We start from the raw sequence: 15,979 nt of genomic DNA, 5'->3' as shown, positions 1-15,979 counted from the left end.
GCCGGCTGAGGCAAGCAGCCGTGCTTCCGGAGCCGAGGCGGCAAGCACCGAGCGCGACCGCGCACGAAGTTCGGCGGTATGCTCCTGCGCCATGTCTGACATCTCCCTGCCCGAAAGGGCCCGCGTCGTCATCATCGGCGGCGGGATCATCGGCTGCTCCATCGCCTATCACCTGGCCCACATGGGCTGTAAGGATGTGGTGCTCCTCGAGCGCGATCGCCTCACCTCGGGGACCACCTGGCACGCCGCGGGGCTCATGGTGACCTTCGGCTCCACGTCGGAGACCTCGACGGAGATGCGCAAGTACACGCGCGATCTCTACAGCCGGCTGGAGGCCGAGACCGGCCTGTCCACGGGGTTCAAGCCGATTGGCTTCATCGAGCTCGCTGCCGACGCGGATCGCCTGGAAGAGTACCGCCGGGTCGCGGCCTTCAACCGCTACTGCGGGGTGGACGTCCACGAGATCGGCCCCGGCGTGGTGAAGGAGCTCTTCCCGCTCGCGCGCACCGACGACATCCTCGCCGGGTTCTACGTCAAGGAGGACGGCCGCGCCGATCCGGTGGGCGCGACGATGGCCCTGGCCAAGGGCGCGCGCATGCAGGGCGTGAAGATCATCGAGGGCGTCCCCGTCACGGGCGTGCTCAAGCAGCGCGGCGCCGTCACCGGAGTCACGACCGCGTATGGCGACATCCAGGCCGAGTACGTCGTCAACTGCGCCGGCGCCTGGGCCCGGCAGCTTGGCGAGAAGTCCGGCGTGAACATCCCGCTCCAGGCCGCCGAGCACTACTACCTCATCACCGAGAAGATCCCCGGCCTCTCGAAAGACTGGCCGGTGATCGAGGACCCTGCCTCGTACGGCTACTACCGGGAGGAGGTGGGTGGTCTCATGATCGGCCTCTTCGAGGCTGTCTGCGCACCCTGGAAGGTGGGCGGCATCCCCGAGGATTTTTCTTTCGGGGAGATCCCTCCCGACTGGGAGCGCATGAGCCCCTACCTGGAGAAGGCCATGTCGCGCGTGCCGATCTCGCTGGAGACGGGCGTGCGAAAGTTCTTCTGCGGCCCTGAGAGCTTCACCCCGGACCTGCAGCCCATCGTTGGAGAGTCGCCCGAGCTCAAGAACTACTTCGTCGCGGCGGGGCTGAACTCCATCGGCATCCTGACGGGCGGCGGGCTCGGGCGGGTGATGGCCAACTGGATCCTGACGGGGAAGCCCGGCGTCGACATCACCGGCTTCAACATCGATCGCCTGCACACCTATCAGTCGAACCCCGAGTACCGCCGCACGCGTACCGTCGAGTCGCTCGGCATGGTCTACCAGTGCCATTACCCCACGCGCTCGATGATGACCGCTCGCGGCGCCAAGCGCTCGGCGTGGCATGATCGCCTCGCCGCCCGCGGCGCCTACTTCCGGGACGTGAGCGGCTGGGAGAGCCCCGACTGGTACGGCGAGCCCGGCACCCCGCCGGATCCCGGGCCGCTCTCCTTCGGCAGGCAGAAGTGGTTTCCCCACTGGGCCGCGGAGCACAAGGCGGCGCGCGAGGGCGTCATCGTCATGGACATGTCGTTCATGGCCAAGTTCCTGGTGCAGGGCCGCGACGCGGGGCGCCTGCTCAACTTCATCTCCGCCAACAACGTGGACGGGCCCTCCGGGTTCATCACCTACACCCAATGGCTCAACGAGGGCGGGACGCTCGAGGCCGATCTGACGGTCACCAAGCTCGACGACGAGCGCTACTGGGTGGTGGCGTCGGACACCGCGCATCGCCACGCCGAGACCTGGATGAGGCGCCACTTCCCTGACACCGCGCATGCCTTCGTCACGGATGTGACTTCGGGCTGGGCGCAGCTCAACGTGCAGGGGCCCCGCTCGCGTGAGCTCCTGCAGTCGGTGACGAGCGCCGACATGTCGAACGAGGCCTTTCCGTTCCGCTGCGCGCGAGAGATCGACATCGGCTTCGCGCGTGCGCTGTGCGTGCGCATCACCTACCTGGGCGAGCTCGGCTACGAGCTATACATCCCGACCGAGCAAGCGGTGCACGCCTATGAGCGCGTGGTCGAGGCGGGCGAGAAGCTCGGGCTGCGGCACGCGGGCCTGAAGGCGCTGGCGTCCTTGCGCATGGAGAAGGGCTACCGCGATTACGGCCACGACATTGACAATACCGACTCCGTGCTCGAGGCGGGGCTCGGCTTCGCGGTCGATCTCAAGAAGCCGGGCGGCTTCATCGGCAAGGAGGCGGTGCTGGCGAAGAAGGCCGCGGGCCCGCTCAAGAAGCGCATGGTGCAGCTGCGGGTTCAGGATCCGCAGCCGATGCTGTTCCATGCCGAGGTGGTGCGCCGCGACGGCAAGATGGTGGGGTACGTGCGCGCTGGCTCCTATGGGCACACGCTCGGCGGCGCGGTGGGACTGGTGATGGTCGAGTCCAACGAGCCCATTGACGCAGCCTGGCTCGAGTCAGGGCAGTGGGACGTCGAGATCGCGGGCAAGCGCTATCCGGCCACGGTCTCGCTGCGTCCCATGTACGACCCTGACATGAAGCGTATCAAGGTTTAGGCACGGATCCTCTGGGAACGCAGGTCGCGGGTCCCTCGTCTCGGCGCGGGTCCCCCCGTCAGCGGACGGGTCCGCCCGCGCCGGCCGTCCCGCTCTCCCACGATTCACGGCTCATGACTGACGAGAGCCCCACGGAAGGTGGGCAGCGGTCCGCAGTTGGACGTCACTTGCACGTGGACCTCGTGACGTGATGTCGACGGTCCGACCCAGGAGCTGCTCGAGCTGAGTCAGGACGGCGCTCTCCTCGGGCTCGCAGTGATCGAGCATCGGGGTCGCTTTCGTGAGCAGTTGCGTCAGCCGGGTCTGGTGCTCCAACGAGCGCTCAGGCCCCACCGCCAGCCGCGTGAGCGTCCCGGCCGCGATTCGATCAGCGACCAGATCCGCGTACTCCTCTGCCCACCACTCGCCAGCGTAGGCCGAGCACACCGCCCAGGACCGTGACGGGCTGGGGGCATCGAGGTGCGTCAGCGCCAGCACGTCGACTCCCCCCAGCACATCGAGCGCGTACCGGGCCAGGACCGCATCGAACCAGCCATAACGGACGGGACCCTGCCAGTCGTTGAAGGCGTTGTGCTCCGTTGCTCCGGGGCGGAGCATCTTCGTCTCTGTGGGCAGGGGGCCCGCGCCATGGCGGACCGCGTAGCTCCGGAGCACTCCCACCCGTGTCACCTGCGCGTCCGGCGCGGACTCGGCGATCAGTTCGAGCGCATTGCTCGCCGTACAGCATGACCACGTCGTGAACGGGTGGAAGCCCTTCCACTCATCGAGCAGCACTCCCTGGGCACCTTCGAAGACAACGGATGACGCCTCCTCCATCCACCCGGTCAGCGTCGAGTCGGGCACCACCAGCCCGAGTTTGGCCAGACGCGTCGCCTGCTCGATCCAGGCATCGAGCACCTCCTCCCGCTCGAAGATGCCGCGCTCTCGCTCCATCGCGGGCACCGTGCGCCCCAAAGCCCACAACGCGCTCAACTCCGCATGCTTGCGCTCACGGATGCGCCGGAGCTTGCTCCTCAGCACTGCCCCATCGCGGAGATCCCCCGCCTGGACGGCCTCCGCCGGGTGCTCCAGGGAATCCTGGACGGTCTCCCCTACCCCCACCCCACAGCTCCCGTGCCGCGCGTCGCCTCGCGCCAGCTCTCGCAGCCGGTTGGCGGCTTGATGGAAGGGAGTGATGACCCGCGCCCGCTCGCTGATGCGGACGCGCGAGAACACATCCTCCACGCCCTTGCCTTGCAGCACCGCTGCTTCCACCAGCAGTGCCGTGGGATGAACCACGACGTGCCTCGACAGGAAGGTCCGCACCCCGGGCAGGAACGTCCCCGCGCCGAACTGGGCAAACGTGTGGTGCCGCCCGTCCGGAGTGACGACGTTGTGCCCCGCCTGCGCGCCTCCGTTGTAACGCACGACGAGGCTCGCCCCGGTGCGCCGCACCAGGAAGTCCGTCAACAGCCCCTTGCCAGAATCACCGAAGCCGAGATCGACGATGACGAAGACACTCGGCCGGCGCAGCGGCGTCATTTCTTGAAGAGGCCCTGGATGAGGTTCTTCAGCCCACCGGGCTCGGCGTTCGCCGCCTCCCGCTCTCCGGACGAGCCATTGCGCCCCAGGGCCTCGGCCAACGGCGTCAGCGCCCGCATGCTCGAAGCGATCTGCTTGTGCGGCACGCCCGTGCCCTCCAGCCGCTTCGCCAGCTCGTCCAGGTTCGACACCAAGCCCTCGCGCAACGCCACCGCTCCCGCCGTCACGTAGCAGACGTCCTCGGGCCCATCCATGCAGAGCACGTTGTCCCCGAGCAGATCCCTCCACCGCCGCTCGCACTTCTTGCGGCGATCCTGATCCGGGATCACGAAGAACGGCACGAAGGTCTTCTGGAGCTCGGCGACGACCTCCTCGGTCTTCAAGTCGTCATCCAGCCGGTCTCCGATGACTGACTCGACGATGTGCTTGGACAGCGCGGGGTAGGGCAGCTCGTCTCCCGTCATGAAGAGGTAGCCGCGCTTCTTGCGCTTCACCAAGCAGTCCATCTCCGTGTGCTGCGCCAGGAAGTACAGGGCCAGCTCGTAGGACTCCGTGCCCTGCCCGCCGCCATTGCCCTCGATGAAGCACCACGTCAGCCACTGATCCATCAGCTCGGCGGTGGTCTCGTACTGCCCCACCTGCAACGGCGCGTTGTCGCTCGTCGCATCTCCCACCGCCATGAAGAGGATCTGCGGATCCGCCACGTTGCAGTCGGTGAGGACCTTCATGAACTTCGGGAGCTGCTCCTTCGCCAGCAGCCGGGGAATCGCTCCCATCGAGCCGGTGACATCCAGCGCGAAGACGATCCCCAGCGAGTTCGGGTGCTCCACGCTGTCGCGGCTCTCGCGGACGCGCACGCCCTTCGGGTTCATCAGCGGGTGGCAGGACTGCTGCTTGAAGACCTGCTGCGAGGGGGGAGCTGCGCCCGCCCGCGGAGAATCGCCTCGTGGGCCTCGCTGCTGTAGTTGCCGTATCCCATCGTCCTTGCTCCTTGACTCGGCGGATCCGCTGGCCGCTATGGCATCACGAGCGGATGAAAAGCAGGAGGCCCGAAGGCCGCCCGCCCCACTTCACCAACACGCTCGCGCAGTGTCCAGGCGGCCTCCAGGGAATGCTCGGGCCCCTCGGAGGCGACTCGCCGGATCAGCGCCGCCAACGGTCGCGGCACCGCGGCAGGAACCTCCCCACGAGCCGCATCGCCCCCGAGCACCCACGCGATGCAGCGCGCGCTCATCCGCAGATCCGCGGCGGGAGACAGCCGCTCCGAGCGCAGCAACTCCGCGGGATAGAACTCCTGGAAGCGCGTGCAGAGCGCGCGCAGCCGCTCCTCTGGAGCACCCGCGCAGCTATAGCCCACGAGCCAGGCGCCATGTTCGTTGCGCTGGATCAGCACGTGCTGCGGCAGCACCGCGCCATGCACCAGCCCCGACTGGTGGACGAACGTCAGGGTCTCCAGGAGCCGGCGCCACAACCAGATTGAGGCCGGTGGAGCGATGCCGCTCGGGTACACGCGCCGCACATCCTCGAGCGTGTGAGCGAAGCCGCTCGCCCACCGCAACACCATGGCTCGCGAGCCCGTGTGAGGCCCCTCGCGGATGACACCGCGCGCCACGGGCTGCGGAGTGCGCGCGGAGAGCGTCTCAGCGCCGGGGGCGGTGCTCTGCTGGAGCTTCTCGAGGGCCTCCCACTCATGCTCGAAGAGCCGCGCGTCGTCCTCGGAGCGCAGCACCTTCAGCAGGACACGCTCGGTGGGAAACCGGGCCCGCTCTGCGGAGTAGACGTCCGAGAGCTCTCCTCGGGCGATCAGCTTCCGCGGCGCCCAATGCGCATCCCCGAGGGTGCACCAGCGCGTGTACCCGTAGCGCGCGGGCTGGTTCCACTCTTGGTACGCCTCCCGGAAGCGCGCCGTCGAGACGGCCGTGGGATCGATCTGGACCGTGGCGCCGCAGAAGGAGCAGACGACCGAACGCGCGAAGCGACTCGGCGCGAGCGGCGCGTTGCACTGGGGGCACTTCAGGACCACAGGCATGATTGGGGCTCTCGGTGCGGCAGGGAAGCAGTCCACATGATACCCCGCGCCTTGTCACCCCAGCGAACGGCCCGGTATGAAGGCTCCTCCATGCTCCTGCCTCTGATCCTCGTCCTCGCCGCGGCGCCCGCCACCCCACCTCCCGCCTCGGAAGTGGAGCCGGACTACCTCGCCTTCCTCCAGCAGGCCGAGCGCGGCATCAACGCGGGCCAGGGAGAGGCCCTCGACGCCCATATCGATATCGACCGGCTCTTCGAGCGCATCTCCCGAGGCGTCTCCGCGCCCAAGGAGTTCGCGGACAGCTTCAAGTCGGGGTTGCGCAGCCAAGGCATGCCGTTCGGCAAGCAGCTCGTCACCGCGCGGGGCGCCAACGCCAGCTTCCACCTCCTCAACGTCCGCCGGGAAGCGGGCCTCACCCGCGCCCTCTTCCGCGCCTCCTCGGACGCCGGGCTGAACTACATCGATCTGGATCTGGAGCGCGACCCGAAGGGCGCGGTCGTCATCGTCGACATCTACCCCTACATCGCCGGTGAGTACGTCAGCGAGTCGGCGCGGCACATGTACCTGGCCGCCCTGGCCGACGTGCAGCAGGGCATGCTCGACAAGCTGATGGGCAAGGAGCAGGAGTTCATCAAGAACATGCCCAAGATGCAGCAGATGCAGCGCCTGCTCATGGAGAAGAAGTATCAGGCGGTGCTCGACACCTTCGAGCAGCTGCCTGCCTCCATGCGCCAGCAGAAGCCGGTGCTGCTGGTGGAGATGACCGCCGCGGAGAAGGTCAGCGAGGCCGAGTACAAGCGCGCCATCGCCACCTTCGAGAAGGCCTTCCCGGGAGATCCCTCGCTGGATCTCGTCTCCATCGATGGCCACCTGCTGCGCAAGGACTACCCCGCGGTGATGAGCACCATCGACCGGCTCGATTCGCGGGTGAAGGACCCCTACCTGAAGTTCCTTCGCGCCAGCGTGATGCTCGACAAGAAGGACCTCCCGGCCGCCAAGAAGTATCTGGACGAGGCCGTCCACGCCGACCCCCACCTCACCCAGGCCTGGTTCGCGCTCATCGGCCTGTCGCTCCAGGAGAAGAACTACGCGGAGACGTCCCGCCTGCTCACCGCCATCGAGCGCGACGCGGGAGTCGCGGTCTCCAACCTCGACGGCGTCAAGGTGTACGAGGGGTTCGTCCAGTCGCCCGAGGGCAAGGCCTGGCGCAAGAAGCACTCCCAGAAGCACTGAGCCGCACGCCAAGACCCGTTTTCTCCTGACTCACGGGATCGAAGTGTCGGGCGTGGCGCCTCGCCTCGCCCTTCATCGCGCGGCCAGGGAGTTGCGCATGGATCCTCGGAGCCAGCGTGTTTAGATAGGCACCCCCATGAGCTACCTCGTCCTCGCACGCAAATGGCGCCCTCAGACGTTCGATGACATGACCGGACAGGAGCACATCGTCCGGACCATCGCGAACGCCATCAAGATGAACCGCGTGGCGCACGCCTACCTGTTCTGCGGCCCTCGTGGCGTAGGCAAGACGACGGCCGCCCGTCTGCTCGCCAAGGCGCTCAACTGTGAGCAGGGCCCCACCGCCGCTCCCTGCGGCACCTGCCGGGCCTGCGCCGAGATCGCCGCTGGCACCTCCGTGGACGTGGCCGAGATCGACGGTGCCTCCAACAACGGCGTCGAGAACGTCCGGGAGATCCGCGAGAACGCCAAGTACCTGCCGCAGCGAGACAGGCACAAGATCTACATCATCGACGAGGTCCACATGCTCTCGGGGGCCGCGTTCAACGCGCTCCTGAAGACGCTCGAGGAGCCGCCCGGGCACGTGAAGTTCATCTTCGCCACCACCGAGGCCCACAAGCTCCCGGACACCATCCTCTCGCGCTGCCAGCGGCACAACTTCCGCCGCATCCCCGCCGCGCGCATGCTCCAGCGCCTCAAGCAGATCTCCGACGCCGAGGGCGCCGGCATCTCCGACCGCTCGCTGTCGCTCGTGGTGCGCCAGTCCGAGGGCGGCATGCGCGACGCGCTCAGCTTGATGGATCAGATCCTCGCCTCGTGCGGCGCCAACCCCACCGATGAGTCCGTGGCCGAGGCCATGGGCGCCATCGACCGCACCATGGTCCAGGAGTTCGCCGAGGCCCTGGTGCACAAGGACGCCAAGAAGGTCCTCTCCCGCGTGGAGGAGGTCTTCAACCGCGGGCTGGACTTGAAGCGGCTCGCGGAGGAGCTGGCGCTGCAGCTGCGCCACCTCTTCGTCACCAAGGCCGTGGGCGAGGCGCCCTCCGAGCTGGCCGAGTCCGAGCAGAAGGCGCTCGTGGCGCTCGCCGGTGAGGCGGACTCCGCGCAGCTCGCGCGCCTGTTCGACATCGTCCATGGCTGCGTGTGGGACGTGTCCCGCGCCGCCCAGCCGCGGCTCGCGCTGGAGATGGCGCTGCTCAAGGCCATCCAGCTCTCGCCCGCCAGCAGCATCCCGGAGCTGCTCGCCAAGGTGGATCGGCTCGCCCAGGGCTTGAATGGTGGAGACGGTGCCGCGAAGTCCCAGCCCGGAGCGCAGGGAGGTCGCTCCGGTCCCGCGAACTTTCGCGTCTGAGCGCCCCGCTCCCGTCGAAGCCGCTCGCCCCGCTCCGCTCCCGGCCCGGCCGGCCGCTCCCGCTCCCGCCGCCGTCTCGCGCCCGGTGGAGGGGCCTCAGCGCCCCGGGCCCGACGCGCCCGCTGGAGCCACTCCGCTCTCGCGCGTCACCGAGCCAGCGCCCGAGGTGCGCGTCACCAACGCGCGCAGGCCCGCCGAGCCCGAGGCCGCCGAGGACGAGCGCCTCTTCGCCGAGGAGGGCTCCGCCGAGGGTTGTGCCTCCGGCGATTGCCTCCCGGAGGCTCCGGCCGAGTCCGCACCCGAGCCCGAGCCCGAGGTCTCGCCACCTCCCCCAAGCCATGGCCGGGACAACCCGGGCCAGTCCGCCGGAGAGCGTTGGCGCGCCGCGGTAGAGAGCGTCAAGGCCGCCAGCGCCCGCCATGGCACCGCGCTCGCCAATGGCCGCCTGCTCTGGCTGCGCGCGGGGGAGATCGGCGTGGGGTACGTCCCGGCGGCCTCCTTCCACCGCACCCAGGTGGCGGGCGGCACGGGCCGGGCCATGGTGGAGAAGGCGCTCGCCGAGCACTTCGGCCGGCCCATGAAGCTGGTGGTGGAGGACGCCACCGGCGAGGCCGCCAGCGCGCCCAGTCTGGCCGAGCAGGACGCCCAGGCCCGCTCCGCCTACCAGCAGAGCACCGAGGGCAAGGTCCGCACCCACCCCGCCATCCGCGCCGTGCTCAAACACCTGGGAGGGGAGATCGAACACATCCAGGTGCTGGAGCCTGAACGCCCACCAGCCAGCCCGTCGGTCGAATCTCCTGAGGAGAGCGCCTGACAAAGGGCTCGCGCGACGGTAGGTTGCGGCTCCCTTCATCTCGGGCGCCAGGCAGGCGCCCGCCCTCCAGTTCGAAGAGGAAGCACCATGCCCGGCATTGATCTGAACTACTTCATCCGGCAGGCCAACAAGCTCACCGAGAAGATCGAGCAGCGCAAGCAGGAGCTGGCCAACGAGACCGTCGAGGCCAAGTCCGGCGAGGGCCGCGTCACCGTCGTCGCCAACGGCGTCCAGGAGATCCGCAGCATCAAGATCGACAAGGCCGCCATTGATCCGAACGATCCCGGCATGCTCGAGGATCTCATCACCGCCGCCGTCAACGCCGCCCTGGCGAGCAGCCGTCAGCACATGCAGAAGGAGCTCGCGAAAATCTCCGGCGGCGTCAAGATCCCCGGCGTTACTTGAGGCTGGATGACTCCCGATCCTCTCAACCGCCTGGTTGCCCAGCTCGCGAAGCTCCCGGGCATTGGCGAGAAGACCGCGCAGCGCCTCGCGTTCCACATCCTGCGGGCCCCCAGCGACTATGCCGTGGAGCTGTCCCAGGCCATCCGCGAGGTGAAGGAGAAGGTCCACCTGTGCACCCGCTGCTATGCGCTCACGGACTCGGAGCTGTGCGGCTTCTGCCGTGACACCCGCCGCGAGGAGAAGGTGCTCTGTGTGGTGGAGACCTTCGCGGACCTGATGGCCCTGGAGCGCACGCGCGAGTTCCGCGGCCGCTACCATGTCCTGCACGGCGTGCTGTCGCCGCTGGAGGGCGTGGGCCCCGAGCAGCTGCGCATCAAAGAGCTGCTGGAGCGCCTCAACGACGGCAAGGTGGAGGAGATCATCGTCGCCACCAACCCGGACGTGGAGGGCGAGGCCACCGCGCTCTACCTCACGCGCCTGCTCAAGCCGCTGGGCCTGCGCGTCAGCCGCATCGCCCAGGGCCTGCCCATGGGGGGCGATCTCGAGTACGCCGATCAGGCCACGCTGGCCAAGGCGCTCAGCGCCCGGCGCGAGCTGTGACGGCCGCCGCTACCGCTTGACGGTGTAGTCGAACGGCAGCACCACGTTGACCTCCTGGTCGCGGTGGGCGGGGAAGCGCAGGTGCTCGGCCTGGCTCTCCAGGCACTGGCCCACCGGCTTGGAGGCCAGCGGCCCCTGCGTCGTGGCCTTCACCTTGCCCGAGGACGCAATCGAGAGCTGCACGCGCACCACGCCGGTGTCCGTGGGCAGGTCCGCCTTGTAGCGCTCGAAGCAGCTCGCGATGCGTGCGCGGCCCTTGGCCACCACGCGCTCCACGTCGCCGATCCCCAGCGTCACCGGGCGCGGCTTCACGGCCTTGGCCGCGTCCTTCACCGGAGGCGGAGTCTTCTCCTCCTCGGGCTCCTCGGTGGGGGCTGGGGCTACGGCTGGAGGATTCTCGGGCGGAGTCGTGGGAGCGGCAGCCTCGGGTGGATTCGCGGGCGGTGGAGTCACGGCGGGCACGGCCGGCGGTTCCGGAGCTCCAGCGGGCGGAGACGCCGTCTCGGGAGGGGCCGCCCCGATCGAGGGAGCCTTCGAGCTCTCCCGCATGGCCACGAAGCCTCCGCCCGCCCCGAGCAGGACGACTCCGCCCACCAACCCGAGGATCAACCCCAGGCGACGGGGCTTCGGCACGGAGGCGGACAGCGGAGGCCCTACCGAAACCGTGGGGATGGCGGTGCCGCTGGGGCGCTGGGGGGCCGGCTGGACCGTGGGGAAGACGCCGCTGGAGGCGAACACCATCGGCTTCTGCGCGGGCAGGCCCCCCTGCTGGGCGCTCAGGGTCTGCAGGGTCGCCAGCGTGGGCACGCGGGTCTTCGTCGCGAAGCGCTCATCACCGAACTGCCCGCGCAGGTACTCGGAGAGCTCCTTGTGCGAGGCCAGCGGCACCTTGCCCTTGAGATCGTGCTCCAGCGCGTCCGCGAAGTCGGCCGCGGTGGCGTAGCGGTCCTCGGGGCGCAGGGCCATGGCATTGAGCACCACCGCCTCCAGCTCCGGAGGAATGTCCCGGCGCAGCGAGGCGGGCGGCATGAAGTCGCCTTGCAGCAGCGCGTTGAGGACCGCGAGATCATTCTCCCGGGCGAAGGGCCGCACGTTGGTGAGCGACTCGTAGAGGCTCACCCCGAGCGAGAACACATCCGAGCGGCGATCCACGTCCTTGCCCTGGGCCTGCTCGGGGGCCATGTAGATGTACTTGCCCTTCACCACGCCGGTGCGCGTCTGCACCAGCCGCGAGGCGGCCTTGGCGATGCCGAAGTCCAGCACCTTCACCTGGCCCTGGTACGTCACATACAGGTTCGAGGGAGAGATGTCCCGGTGGACGATGTGGAGCGGCTCGCCCTCCTCGTTGGTGAAGTCGTGGGCGAAGTGCAGGCCTCGCGCCGCGTCCACCAGCACCCGCAGGGAGATGGGGATGGGCGTGTACTGCCGCTTCTTGCCCGCCTGGCGCAGCGTGGTGGAGAAGTCCTCGCCGGCCAGGTACTCCATGCAGATGTAGTAGCAGCCGTCGATGAACCCCAGCTCGTGGATCTGGATGATGTTCGGGTGCGCCAGCCGCGCCGCCAGCCGCGCCTCGTCCCGGAACATCTCCACGAAGTCCGGCAGGCTCGACAGGTTCGACAGCATGCGCTTGATGACGACGTTGCGCTCGAAGCCGTCGGCGCCCAGCAGCTTGGCGAGGAAGATCTCCGCCATGCCGCCCTCGGCGAGCTTGCGGACCAGCACGTACTGCCCATAGGGCTGCAGGAGCAGTGGGCTGGGGGCCTGGCTCCCGGACTTGGGCTCGGTGCTGCTCATTCCTGGGAACCTCGCTTCAAGGTGCGCACCACGTAGACATCCGGGACGCCTTCGTTCTGCATCTTAAACAGCAGAACGGGGGGCGAACCCAGGGGCTCTGCCCACGTATCAAAGCGGTGTTTGGCATCCAAAGCCACCGGCCGGCCGTTGATGGACAGCTTCGTGCCGACGGGAGCCACGCCCACCGCGTGGACGCGCTTGCCCGCCTGCTGGCCGTTCCGGGGAGCGTTCACGACGAGGACAGGCACCGAGTTGTCGTACACCAGCTCCAGCTTGTTCATGCGCCCGCCGCGCAGCGCCTGTCCACCGCGAGACAGCGGGGTGACGGACCAGAGGAAGCTGCCCTCGTGCAGCACGCCCGCCTCGAGCGGCGCCCGCGTCTGTTCCACGGTCCGCTCCGCCACCGGCTTGCTCAGCTCGCCGTTGCGGTACACGGCGATGCGGTACTTCGCCGCCTGCGGCTCCTGCGCGTAGGTGAAGATCACTCCGGGAGGCTTGTCCTGGTAGAAGATCGTCGTCTTCTCCGGGCCCTCGGGCACCTCGTTGGTGATGCGCGCCAGATCCCTCGGGGCTCGCTCCGGCGCGAAGGTCGCGCTGCCCTTCGTCACCTCGGTGCCGTCCGGCCGCCGCACCCGCCAGTAGAGCCGGCCTCGCTCGGGGGCTCGCACGTTGATGGAGGGCTGGTGGACCACGCCTCGCAGCAGGGGCTTGGCGAAGGTCGGCTCCGAGGCCACCTCGACGATGGCATCCCCCTGCCCCTCCCAGGAGAGCGTCACCTCGGGCAGCCCCTTGTGGAACACCTGCATGTTCTCCTGGGCCGCCGCCAGGGCCAGCGGGGCCTGGGGCAGCGGCGCCACCTGGGGGGCCTCGCTCTTGCTCGAGACGGTGGCCTGCTCTCCCGCGTGCAGCGGCTTGCGGGACTCGCCATGCACCAGCACCACGTCTCCGGCTCGCGCGGACACGTTGAAGCCGTCCACCGTGCGCCGCACGTTGAGATCCGCGGCTCCGGCGCTCTCCAGCGTGAGCCCGGACACCACCACCCGGCTGTCCCGCTCGGGCGCCAGCTTCAGCGAGAGCTCCCCATGGCGCAGATCCAGCCGCGCCTCGTCCTGGGTGCCCTGCTGTCCCGCGCCCTCCAGCACCAGCTCGCCCCCCGAGGAGAGCGAGAGCGTGGAGGCCGATCCCTCCAGCCCCAGGAAGGCCGTGCCGCCGCGCGCGCGCAGGCCGTCGCCCACGGCCAGCTTCTGGCCTGCCTTCTTCACCGTGCGCCACTGGGGGCTGCCCTTGGAGCGCACCTCCACCCGTCCCGAGTCCGCGCGCACCGTGACCTGGATGGTGGCCAGCTCGAGGACCCTCTGCGGACGCGCCACCAGCTCCGCCTGGCCCGCCGAGACGGCCACGGACTCGCCCGCGGCGGCCTGGAGCTGCTTCCCGTCCTTCGACACGAACTCGATGGCGCCCAGCTTCACCTCGACGCGGCTGTCGGTGGGGCCAACGCTCACGCGCACTTCGCTCGCCTGCTCGCCGCCCACGCGCGTAAGGCCATACGGGGTGAGGATGCGCAGCTCGACCACCGCGCCCGAGTGCTCCTTCGGCGTCGCGGGCACCCGGCTGAGGACGATGCCGCGCGCCACCTTGAGCACCACTCCGGAGGCGTCCTCGTCCAGCACGAAGCGCGCGTCGGGGCCCACCTCCACCGAGCGCCCATCCGCGAAGTGGACCGTGGCGGAGCCATCCGCCCCTGTCTCCAGGGCGTCGCCCTTCATGAGCGGCCCCTGGGCGGCGGGGCTCACCTTCCCGCCACGCTCCAGCCGGACCTCCCCCTTGAGGGACTCCAGGCTCGCCAGCGAGCCCACTCCTCCGTGCTCCGGCGCCGTGGCGGTCTGCTGCCCCGGCGCGGGCGGAGTGGGTATCCCCGGGGACGGCGAGGGCGGCGCGGTGTGATCGCCACATCCCAGCGCCAGCAGCAGCAGGAACGGGGCGACACGGGCGCGGAGCGTGCTCACCGGGTCCTCGGGAAGAGATCGACGTTGAAGATGGCCTGCTCTCCGTCCTTCACGGTGACGGCCTTGGTCTGCGTGAGGTGGCCTTTGGCGGAGATGATGATGTGGTGGGTGCCGGGCTGCAGCTTCACCGAGAACGCCCCCTGGGCATCCGTGCGCGTCTTCACCTTGGCCGAGGGAATGACGAGCGTGGCGACCAGCGGCCTGCCCTGCACCGTGCTGCGGACCCTGCCGGAGATGGTGGCGTAGCCCACGCGCTTGGCGGGCACGAGCGGCACGGACATCTCCGACTCCTTCCCCGCGACGACCACGGCGGCGTCCTCCACTGACTGGAACTCGGGCGCGGAGACCTTCACCGAGACCGGCCCCGCCGCCAGCCCGCCCACCTGGATCTGGCCGGCCGCGTTCGTCTTCAGCTGCTTGGCACCCACCACCACCTGCGCGTCCGGCACGGGCTGGTTGTTGCGCTTGTCGACGACCACCACCTTCAGTCCGCCCACCGCGGGGGGCCGCTTGCGCGCCTGGATCTCCAGCGTGGCGCGCTCACCCGCGGCGACGGTGATGCGGCCTTCCGCGGCCTCGTAGTCCGGTGCGGTGACCCGGGCGACCACCTCGCCGGGCTCGAGCTCGGGCTCCACTACCTGCCCCTTCGCGTCCGCGGTCCGAGCCGTCTGGGCCGTGCCCCCCACCACGAGCGTCACCTGGGCACCGGCCAGCGGGGCCTTCGTCTCCGCGTCCACTACCTGGAGCGACAAGGAGCCCGGCCGCTCGAGCGGCGAAGGCACCGAGGCCGAGCGCTCATCGAGCCAGGTGAGCTCCAGCGCCACGCCCAGCCGCTGCAGCGACTGGTTCGAGCGCACCCCGCTGTCTCCCGTCAGCACATCATGGACGTACTGGTAGTCAGCCACCACCGCGCCCTCCCAGCGGCCCATCTGCTTCACCGGCACCAGGAGCGCCGCGCCGGCCGCGAAGCCACTCGAAGAGGCCCCGCGGCCCTCCGCCTCCTTCGCGGCCAGGGCCAGGGGAAGCTCTGCCCGCACCTCTCCTTGCACCCGCTGGACGAGGGGGAAGCGCAGCCGGCCTCCGAAGAGCGCGGCGTGGCGTGCTCCGCGCTGGAACTCGGGCGAAGCGCTCGTCGACGAGGAGAACACCGGGAGCTGGGCGAAGCCGTACCCAGCGCTCAGCTCGCCCAGGACGGGCCCCAGTTGCCGCCGCGCCACCAGCCCCAAGGACGCGCGCAGCAGGCTGCCCTCGGTGACGCGATTCGACTCGCGGGAGAAGGTGAAGGCCTCGCGCTGCAGGCTGAGCTGCGCCCCGAGCCATTGCGGCCCCAGGCCATAGGCCACCGCCCACACCGAGAGATCATTCGGCGTCAGGCCGGAGTAGGTGATCCCCGGTCCGGGATCCACCTGCTGGCCCTGGTGCAGCGACAGGCCATAGCGCAGTCGTGCCGAGAGCTGCGGCAGCCCCCTACCCACCGCGGCGGAACTCTCCGCCTGTGCGAACGCCAGACGCGGCACCACCAGGGTGAGCGCAAGGAGGACGAGGAAGGTCGGGGTACGACGTAGGTGGGCCAAAACCCGGCGGAGTATAGGGAAATGCGCAAGGTCCCCAAAACTCTGGCAGAACTTACGGAGAGAGTCGCCGAGCCAGGTCTCTCCGGGGGCCCGGATCCAGA

Annotated in this window: 12 protein-coding genes; 6 read left to right on the top strand and 6 right to left on the bottom strand. The window is 69.3% G+C overall.

All coding sequences use genetic code 11. The features are described 5' to 3' along the window. Nucleotides 1-91: 91 nt before the first annotated feature. Nucleotides 92-2,551 (top strand): FAD-dependent oxidoreductase, encoded by a 2,460-nt coding sequence (locus ACJ8AT_RS12710; RefSeq protein ID WP_407737972.1) that lies wholly within the window; start codon nt 92-94, stop codon nt 2,549-2,551. A gap of 111 nt (nt 2,552-2,662) precedes the next feature. On the opposite strand, the gene ACJ8AT_RS12705 is transcribed toward ACJ8AT_RS12710, so the two are convergent. The 3 genes from ACJ8AT_RS12705 to ACJ8AT_RS12695 all read right to left on the bottom strand — a co-directional run bounded on the left by ACJ8AT_RS12705 (nt 2,663) and on the right by ACJ8AT_RS12695 (nt 6,101). Then, nucleotides 2,663-4,072, bottom strand: a complete 1,410-nt coding sequence (locus tag ACJ8AT_RS12705; protein ID WP_407737971.1) for an adenylosuccinate synthetase — start codon at nt 4,070-4,072, stop codon at nt 2,663-2,665. Continuing rightward, a complete protein-coding gene (locus ACJ8AT_RS12700) occupies nt 4,069-4,944 on the bottom strand; it encodes a VWA domain-containing protein (protein WP_407737970.1) in 876 nt (291 codons plus the stop codon). Before ACJ8AT_RS12700 ends, ACJ8AT_RS12705 begins: the two co-directional genes overlap by 4 nt. Nucleotides 4,945-5,087: 143 nt before the next feature. Further along, entirely contained in the window at nt 5,088-6,101 is a 1,014-nt protein-coding gene (locus ACJ8AT_RS12695) for a hypothetical protein (protein ID WP_407737969.1), read from the bottom strand. Nucleotides 6,102-6,191: 90 nt separating this feature from the next. Between ACJ8AT_RS12695 and ACJ8AT_RS12690 the strand changes: the two genes are divergently transcribed. The 5 genes from ACJ8AT_RS12690 (at nt 6,192) to recR (ending at nt 10,504) form a co-directional block, all read left to right on the top strand. Next, complete coding sequence (locus ACJ8AT_RS12690; RefSeq protein WP_407737968.1) at nt 6,192-7,334, top strand: tetratricopeptide repeat protein; 1,143 nt, start codon at nt 6,192-6,194, stop codon at nt 7,332-7,334. A gap of 136 nt (nt 7,335-7,470) precedes the next feature. Further along, the gene (gene dnaX, locus ACJ8AT_RS12685; RefSeq protein ID WP_407737967.1) at nt 7,471-8,685 is read left to right on the top strand and encodes a DNA polymerase III subunit gamma/tau; all 1,215 of its coding nucleotides are present in this window, start codon (nt 7,471-7,473) and stop codon (nt 8,683-8,685) included. 85 nt (nt 8,686-8,770) lie between these two features. Further along, the gene (locus ACJ8AT_RS12680) at nt 8,771-9,499 is read left to right on the top strand and encodes a DNA polymerase III subunit gamma/tau (RefSeq protein WP_407737966.1); all 729 of its coding nucleotides are present in this window, start codon (nt 8,771-8,773) and stop codon (nt 9,497-9,499) included. Nucleotides 9,500-9,586: 87 nt separating this feature from the next. Next, nucleotides 9,587-9,904, top strand: a complete 318-nt coding sequence (locus ACJ8AT_RS12675; RefSeq protein WP_407737965.1) for a YbaB/EbfC family nucleoid-associated protein — start codon at nt 9,587-9,589, stop codon at nt 9,902-9,904. Nucleotides 9,905-9,910: 6 nt separating this feature from the next. Continuing rightward, complete coding sequence (gene recR, locus ACJ8AT_RS12670) at nt 9,911-10,504, top strand: recombination mediator RecR (protein ID WP_407737964.1); 594 nt, start codon at nt 9,911-9,913, stop codon at nt 10,502-10,504. Nucleotides 10,505-10,513: 9 nt separating this feature from the next. Here recR and ACJ8AT_RS12665 read toward each other — a convergent pair whose 3' ends face one another. From ACJ8AT_RS12665 to ACJ8AT_RS12655, 3 genes are read right to left on the bottom strand one after another with little or no spacing between them, the layout of a single operon-like run. Next, nucleotides 10,514-12,298 (bottom strand): protein kinase domain-containing protein, encoded by a 1,785-nt coding sequence (locus tag ACJ8AT_RS12665; protein ID WP_407737963.1) that lies wholly within the window; start codon nt 12,296-12,298, stop codon nt 10,514-10,516. Further along, nucleotides 12,295-14,304: a FecR domain-containing protein gene (locus ACJ8AT_RS12660; protein ID WP_407737962.1), complete on the bottom strand. Its 2,010-nt coding sequence runs from the start codon at nt 14,302-14,304 to the stop codon at nt 12,295-12,297. The genes ACJ8AT_RS12665 and ACJ8AT_RS12660 overlap by 4 nt, the downstream gene beginning before the upstream one ends. After that, nucleotides 14,301-15,878 carry a collagen binding domain-containing protein gene (locus tag ACJ8AT_RS12655; protein WP_407737961.1) on the bottom strand — a complete coding sequence of 526 codons (1,578 nt, stop codon included), beginning with the start codon at nt 15,876-15,878 and terminating at the stop codon, nt 14,301-14,303. The genes ACJ8AT_RS12660 and ACJ8AT_RS12655 overlap by 4 nt, the downstream gene beginning before the upstream one ends. Between the last annotated feature and the right edge of the window lie 101 nt (nt 15,879-15,979).

This window comes from Hyalangium sp., assembly GCF_045802625.1.
Lineage (GTDB): Bacteria > Myxococcota > Myxococcia > Myxococcales > Myxococcaceae > Hyalangium.
This window is presented reverse-complemented; position numbering and strand designations above follow the sequence as displayed.

Bases quoted from the DNA above. Each gene is read 5' to 3' on its own strand.
- ACJ8AT_RS12710 (WP_407737972.1), top strand. From the start codon at position 92: ATGTCTGACATCTCCCTGCCCGAAAGGGCCCGCGTCGTCATCATCGGC.
- ACJ8AT_RS12705 (WP_407737971.1), bottom strand. From the start codon at position 4,072: ATGACGCCGCTGCGCCGGCCGAGTGTCTTCGTCATCGTCGATCTCGGC.
- ACJ8AT_RS12700 (WP_407737970.1), bottom strand. From the start codon at position 4,944: ATGAACCCGAAGGGCGTGCGCGTCCGCGAGAGCCGCGACAGCGTGGAG.
- ACJ8AT_RS12695 (WP_407737969.1), bottom strand. From the start codon at position 6,101: ATGCCTGTGGTCCTGAAGTGCCCCCAGTGCAACGCGCCGCTCGCGCCG.
- ACJ8AT_RS12690 (WP_407737968.1), top strand. From the start codon at position 6,192: ATGCTCCTGCCTCTGATCCTCGTCCTCGCCGCGGCGCCCGCCACCCCA.
- dnaX (WP_407737967.1), top strand. From the start codon at position 7,471: ATGAGCTACCTCGTCCTCGCACGCAAATGGCGCCCTCAGACGTTCGAT.
- ACJ8AT_RS12675 (WP_407737965.1), top strand. From the start codon at position 9,587: ATGCCCGGCATTGATCTGAACTACTTCATCCGGCAGGCCAACAAGCTC.
- recR (WP_407737964.1), top strand. From the start codon at position 9,911: ATGACTCCCGATCCTCTCAACCGCCTGGTTGCCCAGCTCGCGAAGCTC.
- ACJ8AT_RS12665 (WP_407737963.1), bottom strand. From the start codon at position 12,298: ATGAGCAGCACCGAGCCCAAGTCCGGGAGCCAGGCCCCCAGCCCACTG.